This window comes from Amycolatopsis sp. NPDC088138 (genome assembly GCF_044741685.1).
GTDB lineage: Bacteria > Actinomycetota > Actinomycetes > Mycobacteriales > Pseudonocardiaceae > Amycolatopsis.
The window spans coordinates 1,359,101-1,377,577 of the sequence record NZ_JBIUTB010000002.1 but is presented as its reverse complement, the minus strand read 5'-3'; the positions used below and the strand labels follow the sequence as shown (position 1 = coordinate 1,377,577).

The window sequence follows — 18,477 nt, the reverse complement described above, 5'->3', positions numbered from 1 at the left end:
CTGTGGACAACTCCGCCGACGCCACCGCGGCTGTGGACAACTTCAGAGGCGGTCGAGCGGACCGCGACTTCGAGCCGGACACGGTGACGTGAGCCGCTGGGGTGATGCCGCGCGGATGGCCGCCGGGACGCTGACCACCGTGCCCGTCCCGGCGCCGCGCGTCATCGATCGGCGCGTCGCCGGGGGCGCCATGCTGCTCGCTCCCCTCGCCGCGATTCCGCTGGCCGCGGCGGCCGCGCTGGTGGTCGCCGCCGGGCAGGCCGTGCACCTGCCCGCCCTCGCCACGGCCGGGCTGGCGCTCGGCGCCGTCGCCCTCGGCAGCCGCGGCCTGCACCTCGACGGGCTCGCCGACACCGCCGACGGCCTCGGCGCCTCCTACGACCGCGCCAAGGCCCTCGACGTCATGCGCCGCGGCGACTCCGGGCCGACCGGGGTCGCGACGCTGGTGTTCGTCCTGCTCGTCCAGGTCGGCGCGCTGGCCGGGGCGATCACCGCGAACCACGGCATCGCGGCCGCCGTGGTGGCGGTGCTCGCCGGGCGCTGCACGCTGTCGATGTCCTGCGCGAACGGCGTCCCACCGGCCCGGCCGGAGGGGCTCGGCGCGACCGTCGCGGGCTCGGTGCCCAGGGCCGCGGCCGTCGCAGTGGCCGTGGTCGCTGCCGCAGTGACCGCACTCGCGCCGGGCCTGGCCTGGTGGCGCGGGCCGCTGGCCGTCCTGCTGGCCTACGCCGTCGCCGCGGCGCTCCTCTGGCGCTGCACCAAGCGGCTCGGCGGCGTCACCGGCGACGTCCTCGGCGCGGGCGTCGAGGTGGGCGTTGCGGCCGCGTTGCTCGCGCTGTCAACCTGAGGCCTCCGCCCGGCGTGTACCAGGTAAACGCCAAGGAGGACACCCTGAGCGCTGACACCGCCGTGGACCTGGCGGAACTCTTCCGTGCCCACCGCCCCGGCCTCGTCCGGCTGGCCGTGCTGCTGCTCGGCGACCGCGGCCTCGCCGAGGACGTCGTGCAGGACGCCTTCGTCGCGCTCTTCAAACGATGGCCGCTCGAAGACCCCGACGGCGCCGGCGGCTACCTGCGCGTCTCCGTCGTCAACGGCGCCCGCTCCGCCCAGCGGCGGGCCGCCCTGCGCCTGCGGCACCGCAAGGCCGAGCGGGACGACGGCCCGCCCGCCGACGCCGAAACCCTGCTCGACGAGGAACACCGCGAGGTCATCGCGGCCGTGCGGCAACTGCCGCGTCGGCAACGCGAGGTGCTGGTGCTGCGGTACTGGTCCGGCCTCTCCGAAGCCGAGATCGCCCACACGCTCGGCGTCTCCCGCGGCACGGTCAAAACCTGCGCGTCCCGCGCGCTCGCGAAACTGGAAGGACAGCTCCGATGACCGACGTCGAAACCCGGCTGCGCAACGCCTTCGAAGCCCTCGCCGACCGCGTCGACGTCGCAGAAACCGAGACGAAGCCACGACGGCGGGTGCTCGTTCCCGCGCTGGTCGCGGCCGTCACGATCCTGGTCGCCGGCGCGATCGTGTTCGCGAGCCAGGACGAACCGACGCCCAAGACACTCGTCCCCGCTGTTCGCCTACCGCAGCAGACCCACGGCTTCTTGCCGAACTTCGCGCTCACCACCCACTGCGGCGTCGACGAGATGCAGAGCGGCATCACCTTCTTCGAAGCGGAAAAGCCGCTGTACGGGCCGAACGGTGGCGCACCGGCGGGCTGGGGCGACCCCTACCAGGAGGGCACGATGTTCATGACGGACTCCGGGATGATCTTCCGCGACTCCCTCGGCCACGAGGTGAACTTCCTGGTCCGCCGCGGCGCGACGTCGTTCAAACACACCTGCGTAGTGCCGTGAGGAATCCGTCGGTCACCTCGCGGTCGCGCACCGCCAGGCGCAGGTGGTCCGGCCCCAGCCCGGGGAACGTGTCGCCGCGGCGGACCGCGTAGCCCGCGTCACGCAGCCGCAGACGGACGTCGGCACCGCCGGGCACCCGCACCAGCACGAACGGGCCACGCGGCTCGCCCAGCACCGGCACCCCCACCGCAGCCAAGCCGGACACCAGGTACTCACGGTCGGATTCCGCCGCCACAGCAAGCTTTTCGGCTTCCTCCGCAGCGGACGGACGGCAGCACGCCACCGTCGCGACACCGGCCAAAGTGGACACTGACCACGGCACCTGGACCGCGCGCAGCCGCTCGATCGCGTCCGGCTCGGCCAGCACATAACCCGCCCGCAATCCCGCTAGACCCCAGGTTTTGGTCAAGCTTCGCAGCACAACGACACCCGGCACACCAAACGCCAGGCTTTCAGCCTCCCCTGGCACGGCGTCCAGAAACGCTTCGTCGACTACGACCAGCCGCCCGGGCCGGGCGAGCGCACGCAGGGAAGACGCCGGGTGCAGCACCGACGTCGGGTTCGTCGGGTTGCCGACGAACACCAGATCCGCGTCCTCAGGCACCGCAGCGGGGTCCAGCACGAACCCATCCACTTCGGACAGAACCACCCGCGAGACCGCATGCCCGGCGGCCCGCAGCGCGGCCTCCGGCTCGGTGAACTGCGGGTGCACGACGACCGCGTGCTGCGGCCGCAGCGCCGACGCCAGCAGCGTGAACGCCTCCGCCGCGCCTGCGGTGACCAGCACCTCCGCAGGGGAACGTCCGTGCCGCGCCGCCACGGCGGAAGTTGCCTCGACGGCAGAAGGGTAGGCCGCGAGAGTGTCCAAAGCGGACGCCAGCTCGGCCCGCAGCCAGGACGGCGGCCGCGGCAGGCGGACGTTCACCGCGAGATCCACCAGCCCCGGCCCGACCTCGCGGTCGCCGTGGTGGTGGAGGTCGTAGTCACCCATGGGCGAAAGCGCGGACGCTCGACGCGAACCGCTGCGCCAGTTCGGGATACCCCGCCCAGTGGACGTGCAGGTAGGACGCGTGCAGCGTCGGCGACGCGAAGCCGTCCAGCTGCCGGTCCCAGCCCCAGGCCGCCGAAGCGCCGTGCGACGGCGTGACTTCCGTGCGGTGGAACTCGTGCCCGGTGACGCGCTGACCGGCCGTGGCCAGCACGTTGTCCTCGACGGCGACCGCCCGCCGGTACCCGAGCTTGCCCCGCGCCGTCATCTTGGCGTCGGCCGGCACCGCGCCGACCATCGGCACGCCGTCCAGCGACTGGCACAGGTACAGCAGCCCGGCGCATTCCGCGCTGACCGGCATCCCGCGGTCGACGGCCTTCGCGACCTCGGCGCGCAACGCCGTGTTCGCCGACAGCTCGGCCGCGTGCACCTCGGGGAACCCGCCGCCGAAGTACAGTCCGGCGCAGCCGTCCGGCAACGTCTTGTCCCGCAACGGGTCGACGTCCACGACGTCGACCCCGCAGGCCGCGAGCAGCTCGAGGTTCTCGGTGTAGCGGAAGGTGAACGCCTGGCCGCCCGCGGCCGCGACCGTCACCCGTGGACCGTCCACACCGGACGGTTCCCACATCGGAGCCGAAAGCCGGGACGCCCCCGACGCGATCCGGACGATCGCCTCCAGGTCGACGCCGTCGGCGACCCACGCGGCGAGCGAAGGCAGCACCCGCTCGGCCTCCGCGGACCGTTCAGCGGCGGGCACCAGACCGAGGTGGCGGCTCGGCGCGTGGATCTCTTCGTTGCGGTACAACGCACCCAGCAGCGGCACGCCGGTGGCTTCCAGCGCGGACGCGATCTCGTCGAGGTGCCGTTGCGAGCCCAGTTTGTTGAGTACCACGCCGGCCAGCCGCACCCGCGTGTCGTAGGAAGCGAACCCCAGCACGGTCGCCGCGACGCTGCGCGAGGCCGCCGAAGCGTCGACCACCAGGACCACCGGTGCGTCCAGCAGGCGGGCCACGTGCGCGGTCGAGGCGTAGCCCTCGGTGCCGAGCGCGCCGTCGAACAGGCCCATCACGCCCTCGATCACGGCGATGTCCGCGTCGCGGGAACCGTGGCGCAGCAACGGGATCAGCGTGTCCTCACCCTGCAGGAACGGGTCGAGGTTCCGCGCCGGGCGCCCCGTCGCGAGGGCGTGGTAGCTCGGGTCGATGAAGTCGGGACCGACCTTGTGCCCGGACACCCGATGCCCGGCCGCGCGCAGGGCCGCCATCAGGCCGGCGGCGATGGTGGTCTTGCCGTGCCCGGAACCGGGCGCGGCGATCACCACGCGCGCTACCACTCGATCCCCCGCTGGCCCTTCTGGCCGGCGTCCATCGGGTGCTTCACCTTGGTCATCTCGGTGACGAGATCAGCGGCTTCGATCAGCTCCGGCGGCGCGTACCGGCCGGTGATGACCACGTGCTGGTGCCCCGGCCGATCGGCCAAAGTGGACACGACGTCGTCGACTTCGAGCCAGCCCCACTTGAGCAGGTAGGAGAACTCGTCGAGGACGTAGAAGTCGTGCGTCTCGGCGGCGAGCCTCCGCTTGATCTCGGCCCAGCCCTCACGCGCGTTCTCGGCGTGGTCCTCATCGGTGCCGGACTTGCGCGCCCAGCTCCAGCCCTCGCCCATCTTGTGCCACTCGACCGGCCCGCCCTCGCCGGTGTCGTCGTGCAGCTTGCCCAGCGCGCGGAACGCGGCTTCCTCGCCGACGCGCCACTTCGCCGACTTGACGAACTGGAACACGCCGATCGACCAGCCCTGGTTCCAGGCGCGCAGCGCCATCCCGAACGCCGCGGTCGACTTGCCCTTCATCTCACCGGTGTGCACCGCGAGCAGCGGCCGGTTGCGGCGCTGGCGCGTGGTCAGCCCGTCCTTCGGGACGACGTCCGGTTTCCCCTGCGGCATCAGGCAGCCCTTCCCGCGGTGCGCGCGCGGACGGCGTCGGCCAGGGACTCCGCGGCGACGTCGGCCAGCGGCACGTGCTCGCCGCCGAGGTGCGCGGCCAGATCCGCGGCGAGACCGAGGCGCATCCTGCCGCTTTCGCAGTCCATCACCACGGTCGTGACGCCGGTGAGCAGCCCGGCCGCGGCCTGGGCGCGCGCGACGGCGTTCGCGCCGCTGGTGGCGCGGCCGTCGGTGACGACGACCAGCAGCGGACGGCGTCGCGGATCGCGGATCTCTTCGACACGCAGGACTCGCGCGGCTTCCAGGAGTCCTTCGGCCAGCGGGGTGCGGCCGCCGGTCGGCAGGCCTTCGAGGCGGGACGCGGCCGCGTCGACACTGATCGTCGGCGGCAGCGCGAGCTCGGCGGTGTCACCGCGGAAAGTGACCAGCCCGACCTTGTCACGACGCTGGTAAGCGTCGAGCAGCAGCGAAAGCACCGCGGACTTGACCTCGCGCATGCGGGCCTTCGCGCCCATCGAGCCCGACGCGTCCACGCAGAACAGCACGAGGTTGCCCTCACGGCCTTCGCGCAGCGCGAACCGCAGGTCCTGCCGCCGCATCTTCAGCCCGGCGCCCTCGCGGCCACGCGCTTTCTGGTGCGGCGCCGCGGCTTTGACGGTCGCGACCAGGTGCGGCCGCCCGTCCCGGACGCTCGGGGGCTGGACGCCGATGGTGCGCCCGCTGTCGGTGATCGCGCGCGACCGGCGTCCGCGCTCGCCCTCACCCATGCCCTTGACGCGGAACACGCGGGCCTTGAACGTCTCCCCGGCGCCGACGGTCTTCTGCTGCCCGCCCTGCTGCTGGGGCTGGCCCTTTGGCGCGTCGCCCTGCGGAACCTCCGGCGGAACTTCCTGCGGTGCCTCGGGCGGCGTCGAACCGCTGCCCGGGCCGTCGTCCTCGGGGCCGGGCTCGGGCGGCTGGGCGTCCTGAAGGGCCTGCTCCAGCTGCTCTTCCGAGATCCCGGGGGCGTCGAACGGGTTGCGGCGCCGCCGGTGCGGCAGCGCGAGCCGCGCGGCGACGCGGACGTCTTCGGTGGTCACCTCGTCGCGGCCGGCCCAGGCGGCGTGCGCGACCGCGGCGCGCGCGGTGACGATGTCCGCGCGCATGCCGTCGACCTCGAACGACGCGCAGATCTCGGCGATCTGCCGCAGCGCGTCGTCGGGCAGCTTGACGGCGGGCAGAAGCCGTTGCGCCGACTCGATTTCCTCGGCCAGGCGGGTGTCGTCGTCGGCGTACCCGGCGGCGAAGGCGTCCGGGTCGGCTTCGTAGGCGAGGCGACGGCGGACGACCTCGACGCGCTGCTCCGGATCGCGGCTGGAGGCGACCTCGACGGTCAGGCCGAACCGGTCCAGCAGCTGCGGGCGCAGCTCGCCTTCCTCGGGGTTCATGGTGCCGATCAGCACGAACCGCGCCGCGTGCGACACCGAGACGCCCTCGCGCTCGACGGTCGCCTGCCCCATCGCGGCGGCGTCGAGCAGGGTGTCGACGAGGTGGTCGTGCAGCAGGTTGACCTCGTCGACGTACAGCAGCCCGCGGTGCGCGGCGGCGAGCAGACCGGGCTGGTAGTCCGTGACGCCCTCGGCCAGGGCCTTCTCCAGGTTCAGCGAGCCGACGACGCGGTCTTCGGCCGCGCCGACGGGCAGCTCGACCAGCCGTGCGGGACGTCGGTGACTGCTCGCGCCGTCGTGGGGGCCGTCCGGGCAGAGCGGGTCGGGAGCCGCGGGATCACACGAAAAGCGGCAGCCGTCGACGACATCCACACCCGGCAGCAGGCCCGCGAGCGCGCGGACCATGGTCGACTTCGCGGTGCCCTTCTCACCCCGCACCAGCACCCCGCCCACGGCGGGCGAGATCGAGGACAGGATCAGCGCGAGGCGCAGGTCCGGCATCCCGACGACGGCGGTGAACGGGTACGGCTTCAACAGCGCTCCTTCAGCGGCGGAGGTCGGCGACCAGCCGATCATCGCACAGCGCCCGCCTCGCTTAGGGTGGGAAATCGTGCGCGAAGAATCACGTCCACCAGCGGTGACCGGCGACCTCGCCGACGTGCTCCCCCCGCGGGACCGGCGACGGCTGACGGTGGTCGGGATCGGGGCCGACGGCTGGCCCGGCCTGTCCGAACAGGCCCAGGCCCTGGTGCTCGGCGCCGACGTCGTCATCGGCGCGCCGAGGCAGCTGGGGTATCTGCCTCCGGACGTGCCGGCGGTGACCTGGCCGTCGCCGTTGCTGCCCGGGCTCGACGCGCTGCTCGCCGAGCACGAAGGCCACCGTGTGTGCGTCCTGGCCAGCGGAGATCCGTTTTTGTCGGGGGTGGGTTCTACGCTGGTGGCCCATGGATACGAAGTCGAGGCGCTGCCCGCGCTCTCGTCGGTGACACTGGCCCGGGCCCGGCTGGGCTGGTCCGCCGAGGAGACCGAGGTGGTGACCCTCGTCGGCCGATCGTCGGCGCGCGTGGCCCGGGTGCTGGCGCCGTTCCGGCGAGTGCTCGTGCTGGGTGCCGACGCGGCGGCTCTGCGCTCCCTGCTCACCGTGCGGGGTTATGGCGAGAGCGAGCTGTTCGCGCTGGAGAACCTGGGCGGGCCGGAAGAGCGCATCTCCGACGGCTGGACCGGCGATCCCGGTCCGCTGACGGTGTTCGCGCTGGAGTGCACCGGCCCGGCGTTGCCCCTGATCGGCATCCCGGACGACGTGTACGCCCACGACGGCCAGCTGACGAAGCGCGACCTGCGGGTCTCGGCGCTCGCCCGGCTCGCCCCGACCCCCGGCGAACTGCTGTGGGACGTCGGGGCGGGCGCGGGCAGCGTCGGCATCGAATGGTCGCGGATGCACGGGCTGAACCGCGCGATCGCGATCGAGCGTGAGCCCGAGCGCGCGGAGCGGATCGGCCGCAACGCGGTGGACCTGGGAGTACCGGAACTGGAGGTGGTGACCGGAGACGCACCCGAAGCGCTGAGCGCATTACCCGAACCGGACGCCGTCTTCATCGGCGGCGGGGTGACGCTGCCGGGCGTCCTGGACGCGTGCCTGGCCACCGGCGCCCGAGTGGTGGCGCACGGGGTCACGCTGGAGGCCGAGCAGGTCTTGGCCAGGGCGTACGAGCAGTACGGCGGCGAGCTGCTGCGGATCGCGGTCGAGCGAGCCGCGCCTTTGGGCGGCTTCACCGGCTGGACACCGGCGCGCACGGTCACGCAGTGGAGCAGCCAATGACCGGCCTTGCCGCAGCCTGGGACCGCACGCCCGGCCACACCACTCCGCCTCGCACCCCCGAGAAGCGGCGACCGGCAGGCTGCGACACCGCAGCCCACACCCGCGTGGGGCGAGCGGCGGATTGCGGCCGCACCCACGAGGCACGGCGACCGTCCAGCTACGCCACTGCGGCCAGCACCTACGGGGCACCGCGAGCGGCCGATTGCGGCCACGCTTACAGGGCACGGCGACCGTCCGGCTGCGCCACCGCGGCCAGTACCTGTAGGGCACCGCGAGCGACCGGTTGCGACCGCAGCTACAGGGCACGGCGGCCATCCGGCTGCGCCACCGCGGCCAGCACCTGCGCGGCACCGCCAGCGACCGCCTGCGACCTCACCTACAGGGCACGGCGATCGTCCGGCTGCGTCACCGCAACCCATACCCGGGTAGGCCGGCGAGTGGCCGATCGCAGCCGCACCTACGAGGCACCACGCCTGCCCGGCTGCGCCACTCCGGCCAGCACCTGCGAGGCACCGCGAGCGACCGCCTGCGCCACGCCTGCCCAAGCGCCGGAGGCGCAGACAACCGGCGGCGGTGCCATCGTGGCCCGAGTCTCCGAGGCACGGCCGACGACCGGTTGCACCACCACAGCCCACACCCGCGGGGCACGGCGAGCGACCCGATGCACCACCGCTGCCGGTACCTGCGGAGCACGATGGCTGTCCGGTCGCGCCACCGCGGCCCCTGCCCGCGAACCGAGGCGAGCGACCAGTCGCGCCACCGGCGCCCGCACCTGCGGGCGACGGCACCCGACCGGCCACACCGCCACGGCCCGCACGCCTGAAGCACAGCCAATGACCGGTCGCGCCGTCGAAGCCCACACCTGCGGGGCGCGACCATCGGCCGATGGCTTCACCTGCGCCTGCGGAACCCAGCCGACGACTCGCCGCGCCACCGCAGCCAACACCCCGGGGAGCAGCCGGTGACCGTGTACTTCGTCGGTGCCGGCCCCGGGGCCGCGGACCTGATCACCGTGCGCGGGCGGGATCTGCTGGGCCGCTGCGGCGTCTGCCTCTATCCCGGCAGCATGACGCCGCCCGACCTGCTCGCGTACTGCCCCGACGCCGAGCAGGTCGACACCGCCGGCCTGAGCCTCGAGCAGATCGTCGAAAAGCTGGTCGGCGCACACCAAGCCGGGCACGACGTCGTGCGGTTGTGCTCCGGTGATCCGTCGCTCTACAGCGCCGTCGCCGAGCAGGTGCGGCGGCTCGACGCCGCCGGTGTGCCCTACCAGGTCGTGCCCGGCGTGCCGGCCTTTGCCGCGTCGGCTGCTGTGCTGGGGCGGGAACTGACCGTGCCCGAGGTCGGGCAGAGCCTGATCATCACGCGCGTCCAGGCCCGGTCGACCGCGATGCCGCCGGGCGAGACCCTCGCCGCGTTCGCCGCCACCGGGGCGACCCTCGCGCTGCACCTGGCGATCAACCACGTCGAGCGGGTCACCAGCGAGCTGAGCCCGCACTACGGCGCCGACTGCCCCGTCGCCGTCGTGGCGCTCGCCAGCCAGCCCGGCGAAACCGTCGTGCGCGGGGTGCTGGCCGAACTTCCGGAGTTGGTGCGGGCAGCCGGGATGACGCGGGCGGCGACCATCTTCGTCGGCCGGGTGCTCGCCGCGGCCGGGTTTCCCGACAGCTTCCTCTATTCCAGTGCCCGCGACCGGGCGAACCAACCGGAGTCGTTGTGACGGAACTGCGCTGGGGGCTGCTGGCCGCCGGGACCATCGCCGCCGAGTTCGCCGCGGGCGTCGACGAGAGCAGGCACGGCGTGCTGACCGCCGTCGCCGCGCGGTCCGCCGACCGGGCGCGGGAATTCGCGACGCGCTTCGAGATCCCGAAGGCCTACGGCAGCTACGAAGACCTCCTCGCCGACCCGGAGATCGACGCGGTCTACGTCTCGACGCCGCACCCGATGCACCAGGAGTGGGCGATCGCGGCGGCCGAAGCGGGCAAGCACGTGCTGTGCGAAAAGCCGCTGACCGTCACAGCCGCCGACGCCGAGGACGTCATCGCCGCGGCTCGCAAGCAGGACGTCTTCCTGATGGAGGCGTTCATGTACCGGCTGCACCCGCAGACGCGGCGGCTGGCCGAGCTGATCTCGTCCGGCGCGATCGGCGAGGTGCGCGCGGTCGACGTGACCTTCAGCTACGACGTCGAAGACACCGAAGTCGATCGGCTCGGCGACCTCGCGCTCGGTGGCGGCGGGATCCTCGACGTCGGCTGCTACTGCACGTCGCTGGCGAGGCTGGTCGCGCAGGCGGCACTCGGCGTCGACGTCGTCGAGCCGGAAGAGGTGACGGCCATGGCGAAGCTGTCCGCGTCCGGCGTCGACGAGTACGCGACCGGCCTGCTGCGGCTGCCGGGCGACATTCTCGCGCGGCTGTCGTGCGGCTTCCGGCTGGCCCAGGAGGACGGCATCCACGTCTACGGCAGCCGAGGCCGGCTCAGCGTGCCGCGCCCGGCGTGGATCCACGCGCTCCGCAAGCCCGTGACGTCGCAGATCATCCTGACCCCGCTCGACGGGGAGCCCGAGGTCATCGACATCGAAGCCAGCCAGGGGCTCTTCGCGCGCGAAGCGGATCACGTCGCCACGCACATCGGTGACCGCCAGGCGCCCGAGCTGACCTGGGCGGAGACGCTGGCCAACATGCGGACGCTCGACCGCTGGCGCGAGGCCGTCGGCTACGGACGTCCTTCGTGATCCTCGTCCTCGGCGGAACGGGCGAAGCACGGAAGCTCGCTTCGGAGCTGACAGACCGCGGAGTGCGCGTCGTGTCTTCGCTGGCGGGACGCGTCGCGCGGCCGCGGCTCCCCGTCGGCGAAGTGCGCGTAGGCGGCTTCGGTGGCCCGGAAGGTCTCGCGGCGTACCTGCGCGAGAACGACGTACGCGCTGTCGTGGACGCGACGCACCCCTTCGCCGAGCGAATCGGCGCCAACGCCGCGAAAGCCGCCGAACTCACCAAGATCCCGCTGCTGCGGCTCGCCCGGCCCGGCTGGCAGGAGCACCCAGGCGACCTCTGGCACTGGGCGGACGACCTCGCCGACGCCGCGAGAAAGCTCCCGGACCTGGGCAAACGCGTCTTCCTGACCAGCGGGCGCCAGGGGCTGCCCGCCTTCGCGCACCTCGACGACCTCTGGTTCCTGATCCGCTGCGTCGACCCGCCCGAACCGCCGTTGCCCCGGCACCACGAGCTGCTCCTCGCGCGCGGACCGTACGAAGTGGACAGCGAGCGCGAACTGCTCACCCGCGTGGACGTCCTCGTCACGAAGGATTCCGGTGGCGGCCTGACCAGTGCCAAACTCACGGCCGCACGCGAACTGCGTGTGCCCGTGCTGCTGGTCCGGCGGCCGCCGAGGCCCGTCACGGAGACCGCCGAGACCGTGCCCGAAGCCGTCGAATGGGTCCTGAAGCGATGATCGAAGAGTTCTACGAGGTCCTGCGCAAACGCCGGGACGTCCGCGGCGAATTCACCGGCGAGCCGATCCCCGGCGCGACGCTGACGAGGATCCTCGAAGCCGCGCACGCCGCACCCAGCGTCGGGCTCACGCAGCCCTGGGACTTCGTGCTGGTCGACGACCACACGACCCGCGAGCGGTTCGCGAAGCACGTCCACGAGGAGCGGGAGGTCTTCGCCGAGCAGCTCAGCGAAGAGCGAGCCGGCACCTTCGCGAACATCAAGATCGAGGGCGTTCTCGAGTCGAGCCTCGGCATCGTCGTCACCTACGACCCGGCGCGCGGCGCCCCCGACGTCCTGGGCCGGCACGCGATCGCCGACGCCGGCCTGTACTCGGTCTGCCTGGCCATCCAGAACCTCTGGCTGGCCGCGACCGCCGAAGGCCTCGGCGTCGGCTGGGTCAGTTTCTACCGCGAGGAGTTCCTCGGCGAGCTGCTCGGCATCCCCGACGGCGTCCGCCCGGTCGCGTGGCTCTGCGTCGGCCCGGTGAGCCGGCTCGAAACCTTGCCCGACCTGGAGCGCCACGGCTGGCGCAGCCGCCGTCCCCTGAGCGCGGCGATACACCACGGGCGGTTCACGCCGCACGACCCGGGGCCTGCGTAAAGCGCCTCGGTCTGACCCGTTAGCGTTGCGCCGATGCGTCTGATTGCCGTAGCGCTGGGGTTGCTCTCGGCCTTGTGCGCGCTGGCTTTCCCCTTCCTGCCGGTGGTGCAGGACACGGCGGAGGTCGTCTGGCCGACCGGCAGCGACACCCGCTCCGTCAACGCGCCCTTGACCGGGTACTGGGCCCAGGACCTGCGCGCCGAGCTGCCGTGCGCGGCCATCCGCTCGGTCGACGCCCGCACGAACGGTCCCGGCCTGCTCTTCGCCACCGTGCCGGACGGCCGCACCGACCCGAACGCCGGCAAGGGCGTCGGCCTGCAGCTGCGCGTCGACAACGGCGTGCTGTTCGCTTCCAGCCAGGGCCAGCAGATCGCCCAGCAGCCGCTGCCCGCCGAGAAGTGCGACGTCGAGCTGGACGTCGACGCGACCCAGATGACCCTCGCCGTGGCCGGGACGCCGATCTTCCACACCGGCGGCGACGTCCGGCCCCGCGTGGTCGGCATCTACTCCTCGATCAACTCGGGCAAGGACCCGATCACCGGCCTGCACGTCTCGGTCGTGCCGGACACGCGCTACCAGACGTCGCCGACCGCGCTGAAGGTCGCCGTCGGCGTGCTCGCCATCCTGTCGCTGATCGGCTGCATGATCGCGGTCTGGCGCCGCGACTCCGGCTTTGCCCGCCGCGCGCCGCGCTGGGCGCCGGTCGGCTGGTGGCGGCTGACGCTGCGGGACGCGACGGTGATCGCCGCGCTCGGCGCGTGGGTCTTCATCGGGCCCGTGACCTCGGACGACGGCTACATCCTGACCATGGCCCGGGTCACCGAGCAGACCGGGTTCCTGACGAACTACCACCGCTGGTTCGGCGTCGCCGAGGCGCCGTTCGGCTGGTTCTACCACGTGTTCGAGCTGATGGCGCACGTCAGCGTGGTGCCGCCGTGGATCCGGCTGCCGTCGTTCCTGCTCGGCGTCCTGTGCTGGCTGCTGATCAGCCGCGAGGTCATGCCCCGCCTCGGCGCCCAGGTCCGCACCAGCCGCCCGGCCAGCTGGGCGGCCGCGACGGTGTTCCTGGTCTGGTGGATGCCCTACAACAACGGCGTCCGCCCGGAACCGGTCGCCGCGCTCGGGTCGCTGCTGGCGATCTGCGCCGTCGAACGGACGCTGGTGACCCGGCGGCTGCTGCCGCTGTGCCTCGGCCTGACCGCGGCCGGGTTCACCCTGGCCGCGACGCCGACCGGGCTGATCGCGGTGGCGCCGTTCCTGGTCGCCGCGCGCCCGCTGTTCAAGCTGATCCGCCAGCGCGCCAACGAGAACGGCTGGCTGCCGGTGCTCGCGCCGGTCGCCGCGGCCGGGCTGCTGGTGCTGGTCGTGGTGTTCGCCGACCAGACGTTCGCGACGGTCCAGGAGGCGACGCGGATCCGCACGCAGGTCGGCCCGAACCTGTCGTGGTTCCAGGAGCTCGCGCGCTACCAGCTGCTGTTCGCCGACCTGCCGGACGGCTCGGCGCCACGCCGGTTCCCGGTGCTGCTGATCGTGCTGTGCACGGCCACCTGCCTGGTGATGCTGCTGCGCCGCGGCCGCATCCAGGGCGCGTCGCTCGGCCCGGCGCGCCGCCTGATCGGCACGACGGCGTTGTTCTTCCTGCTCCTGGCGCTGACGCCGACGAAGTGGACGCACCACTTCGGCGCGTTCGCCGCGGTCGGCGCGTCGATGGCGGCGTTGACCGCGCTCGCGACCAGTTCGACCGTGCTGCGGTCCAAACGCAACCGCGCTGCGTTCCTGGCCGGGCTGCTGGTCGTCGGCGCGCTCGCCGCGACCGGGCCCAACACGTACTGGTTCGTCTCCCGCCTCGGCGTCCAGTGGACGAACGTGGCGCCGTCGATCGGCGGCATCGGGCTGTCCACGATCCTGCTGGTGGCGGCCGCGATCGCGGGGATCTACGCGTTCGTCGAGAACGTCCGCGCCCATCGGCCCACCGCCGCGCCCCCGGTGCAGGAAGGCCGGTTGCGCGCGCTGCGGCTCGGCTCGCTGTCGCTGGTGGTGGTCTGCGGCCTGGTGGCGGGCGGCGAGTTCGTCACGATGGCGTGGGCGATCCACAACCAGGCCGGCAGCTACAGCCTGGGCGCGGCGAACGTCGGGCACCTGTTCGGCAAGAGCTGCAACCTCTCCGACCACGTGATGGTGGAGCGCGACGCCGCGACGAGCATCCTGCACCCGCAGACCGAGCAGCGCACGGTCGCCGACGAGACCAAGCCGCCGGAGAACTCGCCGCTGCCCAACCCCGACCGCGACAACGGCCGCGTCCAGACGGGCTTCCACACCCGCCCGGTCGACGACAAGGACCCCCTCGCCGAGCCGCCGCACGGGTTCACGCCGGAGAACGTGCCGATGTGGTCGAGCTACCTCGACTCGGAGACGCGCGCGGGCCGCCTGCGCAGCGACTGGTACGCGCTGACGGAGAAACCGGGTGACGGCCAGGTGGTGGTGGCGACGGCGGGCGCACCCCGGCGGCCGACGTCGGTCAGCCTCGACTACGGCGTCAACACCCCCGAGGGCGTGAAGATCCTGCGCAGCCAGTTCGTGCTGCCGCCGGGTTCGGGCACGGGCGGCTGGAGCGACACCCGCATCAACCTGCGCGACCTCCCCGCGGAGACGAACGCGGTGCGCATCAACATCGTCGACAACGACCTCACGGAGGACGGCTGGATCGCCGCGTCGGCCCCGCGCGTCCCGACGTTCACGACGCTGACGGACAAGATCGGGTCGAAGCCGGTGTACATCGACTGGCCGGCGTCGTTCGTCTACCCGTGCGCCCAGCCGGTGACGTCCCACGACGGGATCTCCCAGGTCCCGGAGTACCGCATCACGGCAGGCGGCCTGGCGGACGAGGCGGAGTGGGCGTCCTCGACGAACGGCGGCCCGATCGGCTGGCTGGAGGAGCTGGCCGAGGAGCCCGAGGTGCCGAGCTACCTGATCGGCCAGCCGAGCCAGTCGTGGGGCCAGCTGCTGCAGATCGAGCCGTTCACCGAAGGCATCGCGCCCACGGTGATCCACGGGGAGAAAACCATCCCGGGCTGGTGGTCACCGGGCCCCGGCCCGAGCCAGCCGAACGGCAAAGACCCCACCCGCTGACGTTGTCCGTGAAGGCCACCTTGAGGGACTCTGAGTCCCTCAAGGTGGCCTTCACGGCTTTCAGTAACTCCGGGGCGTCCAGACGATGCCGTTCTCCGCGCGGGTCCGCGAAGAGCCCACGATCAGCAGGCAGCGCATGTCCACTGTGGACGGTTCCAGCTCGCCCAGCGTGGTGATCCGGACGTCCTCCTCCGGGCCGCCCACGTCCCGGGCCACCACCACCGGGGTCGACGGGGTGCGGTGCCGCAGCAAGACAGTGCGGGCATCCGCCAGCTGGGTCGTGCGGGTGCGGGACGCCGGGTTGTACAGCGCCAGCACCAGGTCCGCTTCCGCCGCCGCGGACAGGCGCTTCTCGATGATCTCCCACGGCTTGAGCCGATCCGACAGCGAGAGCACGCAGTAGTCGTGGCCCAGCGGTGCGCCCACCCGGGACGCCGCCGCCTGGGCCGCCGTCACGCCCGGGACGATCCGGACGCGCACCCCCGCGCCGTGGCCTGAGGACACCTGCTCCAGTACCGCCGACGCCATCGCGAACACCCCCGGGTCGCCCGAGGACACGACCGCCACCCGGGAACCACCCGAAGCCAGCGCCAGGGCATCGCGAGCCCGGTCCGCCTCCACCCGGTTGCCCGACGCGTGCCGCTGCTGGCCCGCCTTCTGCGGCACCCGCGCGACGTACGGGCCGTACCCGACGATGTGGTCGACCGCCGCAAGCTCCGCCGAAGCCTCCGGGGTCAGCCACTCCGGGCCCGCCGGACCCAGGCCGACGACGACCACCTCGCCACCCGAGGCAGCCTCAGGAGAAGCAGTGACGGGAGACTGGCGGGACGCGTAAGCCGGCGAGGGCAGCAACGCCAGCGAAAAGTAGGGCACCGAAGCCGGATCCACCGAGGCCAACGGCGAAATCCGCTGCTCCCCCCACGTTGCCCGCTCGATGTAGAACGCGTCGTCGAGCTTTCCGGCCTCCGCCAACGCTTCCCGCACCGAGCCGAACGTCCGGCCCAGCTTCAGAACCGCCGCCGCGTCGGTGTCGGCCAGGCGACGCGCCAGTTCCGGCGCGGGCAGCGTGCCCGGCAGGATCGTCAGCACCTCGTCACGCTGGACCAGCGGCCGTCCGAGCACCGACGACGCCGCGCTCACCGACGTCACCCCGGGCACGACCACCGCCGGGAACCGGCCGGAAAGCCGTTCGTGCATGTACATGTACGAGCCGTAGAAGAACGGGTCGCCTTCGCACAGCACGACGACGTCGCGGCCCGCGTCCAGGTGCTCGGCCAGCCGTTTCGCGCTCAGCTCGTAGAAGTCGGCGATCGCGCCTTCGTAGCCGCCCGGGTGGTCGGTCGTCTCGGTCGTGACCGGGTAGACGAGCTTCTCCTCGACCTGCCCCTCACGCAGGTACGGCTCGGCCACCGATCGCGCGATGCTCCGGCCGTGCCGCGCGCAGTGGTACGCGATCACCGAGGCTTCCGAGATCAGCCGCGCCGCCTTGACCGTCATCAGTTCCGGGTCGCCGGGGCCGAGCCCGACGCCGTACAGCGTGCCGGTCATTCTTCGGTGCTCGCCAACGCGTTGATCGCGGCCACAGCCATCGCGCTGCCGCCACGACGTCCGTGCACCACCAGGTAGGGGGCGGGCGCCTTCCGCGCCAGCTCCACTTTGGACTCCAGCGCGCCGACGAACCCGACCGGCACACCGATGATCGCCGCGGGCGCGCCGACGCCTTCGCCGAGGATCTCCAGCAGGCGGAACAACGCCGTCGGGGCGTTGCCGATCGCGACGACCGAGCCGGGCAGCTTGTCACGCCACAGTTCCAGCGCCGCCGCCGAACGCGTGGTGCCCATCCGCTCGGCAAGACCGGGCACGCTGGGGTCCGACAGCGTGCAGATGACGTCGTTGCCCGCGGGCAGCCGACGCCGGGTGACGCCGCTCGCGATCATCTGCGCGTCGCACAGGATCGGCGCGCCCGCCTCGAGCGCGGCGCGGCCGGACTCGACGACGTCGAGGGTGTAACGCAGGTCGTCGACCAGATCGACCATGCCGCAGGCGTGGATCATCCGGACCGCCAGGCCGGCCACGTCGTCGGGCAGGATCGCCAGGTCCGCCTCCTCGCGGATCGTGGCGAACGAGTGCCGGTAGATCTCGGCACCGTCCCGCAGGTAGTCGATCACAGCGTTCCTTTCAGCTCTTCGAACGGCACCCACCGGCCGTCGACCCGGTAGCCGCCCGCCTCGGCGACAACGTCCACATGGGACTGTGACGGCCGGCCGCACCGCCGTTCACAGCCCGAGAAATGGGCACGCAGGCCGGGCCGGAACACGGCGTCGGCGCGGACGTCGGCGCGCGACTTCGCGCAGCCCGGACGTCCGGTGCACGCGCTGGTCCCGAGCGCCTCGCCGCCGAAACCCAGCCGTTCGAAGACATCGGCGGGCACATCCGGCAGGACCAGAGACTTCCACGGCGTGACCACCGCCGGCCCGAAGGACGCCAGCGCGCGCACCTGGGCGGCCGACAGCTGCCCGAACCGCGGGACCACGCCCGCAGCGGACCCGGAGATCATCCCCACCGGCACCGAAACGTCGGCGCGGGGAACCGGCGTTCCGCGCCACGCCGGATCGTCGAGTTCGGCGACGCGCCACGCGGACCCGCGCACCCGGAGGAACTCCAGCGCGACGTCGATCAGCGCCGAGACGGCGTCGGCGCGCGCCACCCGGCGGAAGGTGTCGCCCCCCGCGAGCAGCAAGGTTCCTGACGACGGGCCGGTCGCGCGCCAGCAGACGTCGGCACCTTCCCCGGCGACGTCACCGCGGCCGTCGTCGAAAGCGAAGAGGAACCGTCCGGGCAGCGACGCCAGCTCCGGGGTCGAGCACAGGACAAGATCCAGCGAAGAGGCCAGCCCGCGGACGTCGGCAAGGCCACCGTGAAGCCCGCTCAGCGGCGAGGCCAGCACGTTCCGGACCCGCTCGTGCGAGGGCGACGGCAGCAGGCCCGCGTCGGTCAGCCGGGCGGCGAGGCCGGGCCGGGTGACTCCACGCAGCTGGACGTTGCCCCGCGAGGTGAGGTGGAGGTCGCCGTCGCCGCACAACTGGGCGCAGTCGGCCAGCGCCCGCAGCTGCGCGGCGGAAACCGCACCGCCCGGCAGCCGGACCCGCGCCAACGGGCCGTCGGCGGCGTCGTGAGTGGCGAAAACACCGGGGCACGCGTCGGCTCGCACACGCGCGGGGGTCGGCATGAGG

General features: G+C 72.8%; 16 protein-coding genes. 9 read left to right on the top strand and 7 right to left on the bottom strand.

All coding sequences use genetic code 11. The features are described from left to right. Positions 1 to 115: 115 nt before the first annotated feature. From ACIOD2_RS14065 to ACIOD2_RS14055, 3 genes are read left to right on the top strand one after another with little or no spacing between them, the layout of a single operon-like run. Positions 116 to 847 (top strand): adenosylcobinamide-GDP ribazoletransferase, encoded by a 732-nt coding sequence (locus tag ACIOD2_RS14065; protein ID WP_400538048.1) that lies wholly within the window; start codon positions 116 to 118, stop codon positions 845 to 847. Positions 848 to 861: 14 nt separating this feature from the next. Then, positions 862 to 1,377: a SigE family RNA polymerase sigma factor gene (locus ACIOD2_RS14060; protein ID WP_400537627.1), complete on the top strand. Its 516-nt coding sequence runs from the start codon at positions 862 to 864 to the stop codon at positions 1,375 to 1,377. Beyond that, a complete protein-coding gene (locus ACIOD2_RS14055; protein WP_400537625.1) occupies positions 1,374 to 1,850 on the top strand; it encodes a hypothetical protein in 477 nt (158 codons plus the stop codon). The genes ACIOD2_RS14060 and ACIOD2_RS14055 overlap by 4 nt, the downstream gene beginning before the upstream one ends. Here ACIOD2_RS14055 and cobC read toward each other — a convergent pair. The 4 genes from cobC to ACIOD2_RS14035 are packed head-to-tail and all read right to left on the bottom strand — an operon-like array spanning position 1,825 to position 6,740. Beyond that, positions 1,825 to 2,841 carry an Rv2231c family pyridoxal phosphate-dependent protein CobC gene (gene cobC, locus ACIOD2_RS14050; protein ID WP_400537623.1) on the bottom strand — a complete coding sequence of 339 codons (1,017 nt, stop codon included), beginning with the start codon at positions 2,839 to 2,841 and terminating at the stop codon, positions 1,825 to 1,827. The two genes, ACIOD2_RS14055 and cobC, sit on opposite strands and share 26 nt — an antisense overlap. Beyond that, positions 2,834 to 4,171 (bottom strand): cobyrinate a,c-diamide synthase, encoded by a 1,338-nt coding sequence (locus ACIOD2_RS14045; RefSeq protein ID WP_400537621.1) that lies wholly within the window; start codon positions 4,169 to 4,171, stop codon positions 2,834 to 2,836. The genes cobC and ACIOD2_RS14045 overlap by 8 nt, the downstream gene beginning before the upstream one ends. After that, entirely contained in the window at positions 4,165 to 4,779 is a 615-nt protein-coding gene (cobO, locus tag ACIOD2_RS14040; RefSeq protein WP_400537619.1) for a cob(I)yrinic acid a,c-diamide adenosyltransferase, read from the bottom strand. The genes ACIOD2_RS14045 and cobO overlap by 7 nt, the downstream gene beginning before the upstream one ends. Beyond that, positions 4,779 to 6,740, bottom strand: coding sequence for a putative cobaltochelatase (locus ACIOD2_RS14035; protein WP_400537617.1), 1,962 nt, complete (start codon positions 6,738 to 6,740; stop codon positions 4,779 to 4,781). Before ACIOD2_RS14035 ends, cobO begins: the two co-directional genes overlap by 1 nt. A 76-nt stretch (positions 6,741 to 6,816) precedes the next feature. Here ACIOD2_RS14035 and cbiE point away from each other — a divergent pair, with 76 nt between their 5' ends. The 6 genes from cbiE (at position 6,817) to ACIOD2_RS14005 (ending at position 15,244) form a co-directional block, all read left to right on the top strand. After that, entirely contained in the window at positions 6,817 to 8,025 is a 1,209-nt protein-coding gene (gene cbiE, locus ACIOD2_RS14030) for a precorrin-6y C5,15-methyltransferase (decarboxylating) subunit CbiE (RefSeq protein ID WP_400537615.1), read from the top strand. Between the two features lie 961 nt (positions 8,026 to 8,986). After that, entirely contained in the window at positions 8,987 to 9,745 is a 759-nt protein-coding gene (cobM, locus tag ACIOD2_RS14025; RefSeq protein ID WP_400537613.1) for a precorrin-4 C(11)-methyltransferase, read from the top strand. Then, a complete protein-coding gene (locus tag ACIOD2_RS14020) occupies positions 9,742 to 10,758 on the top strand; it encodes a Gfo/Idh/MocA family protein (protein WP_400537611.1) in 1,017 nt (338 codons plus the stop codon). Before cobM ends, ACIOD2_RS14020 begins: the two co-directional genes overlap by 4 nt. Beyond that, positions 10,755 to 11,474: a cobalt-precorrin-6A reductase gene (locus ACIOD2_RS14015; RefSeq protein WP_400537609.1), complete on the top strand. Its 720-nt coding sequence runs from the start codon at positions 10,755 to 10,757 to the stop codon at positions 11,472 to 11,474. The genes ACIOD2_RS14020 and ACIOD2_RS14015 overlap by 4 nt, the downstream gene beginning before the upstream one ends. After that, complete coding sequence (bluB, locus tag ACIOD2_RS14010; RefSeq protein WP_400537607.1) at positions 11,471 to 12,115, top strand: 5,6-dimethylbenzimidazole synthase; 645 nt, start codon at positions 11,471 to 11,473, stop codon at positions 12,113 to 12,115. Before ACIOD2_RS14015 ends, bluB begins: the two co-directional genes overlap by 4 nt. A 33-nt stretch (positions 12,116 to 12,148) precedes the next feature. After that, positions 12,149 to 15,244: an arabinosyltransferase domain-containing protein gene (locus tag ACIOD2_RS14005; protein ID WP_400537605.1), complete on the top strand. Its 3,096-nt coding sequence runs from the start codon at positions 12,149 to 12,151 to the stop codon at positions 15,242 to 15,244. Positions 15,245 to 15,304: 60 nt separating this feature from the next. Here the strand turns inward: ACIOD2_RS14005 and ACIOD2_RS14000 are convergent, their stop codons facing one another. The 3 genes from ACIOD2_RS14000 to ACIOD2_RS13990 are packed head-to-tail and all read right to left on the bottom strand — an operon-like array spanning position 15,305 to position 18,473. Continuing rightward, positions 15,305 to 16,792 (bottom strand): precorrin-2 C(20)-methyltransferase, encoded by a 1,488-nt coding sequence (locus ACIOD2_RS14000; protein WP_400537603.1) that lies wholly within the window; start codon positions 16,790 to 16,792, stop codon positions 15,305 to 15,307. Continuing rightward, positions 16,789 to 17,412 (bottom strand): precorrin-8X methylmutase, encoded by a 624-nt coding sequence (locus tag ACIOD2_RS13995; RefSeq protein ID WP_400537601.1) that lies wholly within the window; start codon positions 17,410 to 17,412, stop codon positions 16,789 to 16,791. Before ACIOD2_RS13995 ends, ACIOD2_RS14000 begins: the two co-directional genes overlap by 4 nt. Next, positions 17,409 to 18,473, bottom strand: a complete 1,065-nt coding sequence (locus tag ACIOD2_RS13990; protein ID WP_400537599.1) for a precorrin-3B synthase — start codon at positions 18,471 to 18,473, stop codon at positions 17,409 to 17,411. Before ACIOD2_RS13990 ends, ACIOD2_RS13995 begins: the two co-directional genes overlap by 4 nt. Positions 18,474 to 18,477: the final 4 nt, after the last annotated feature.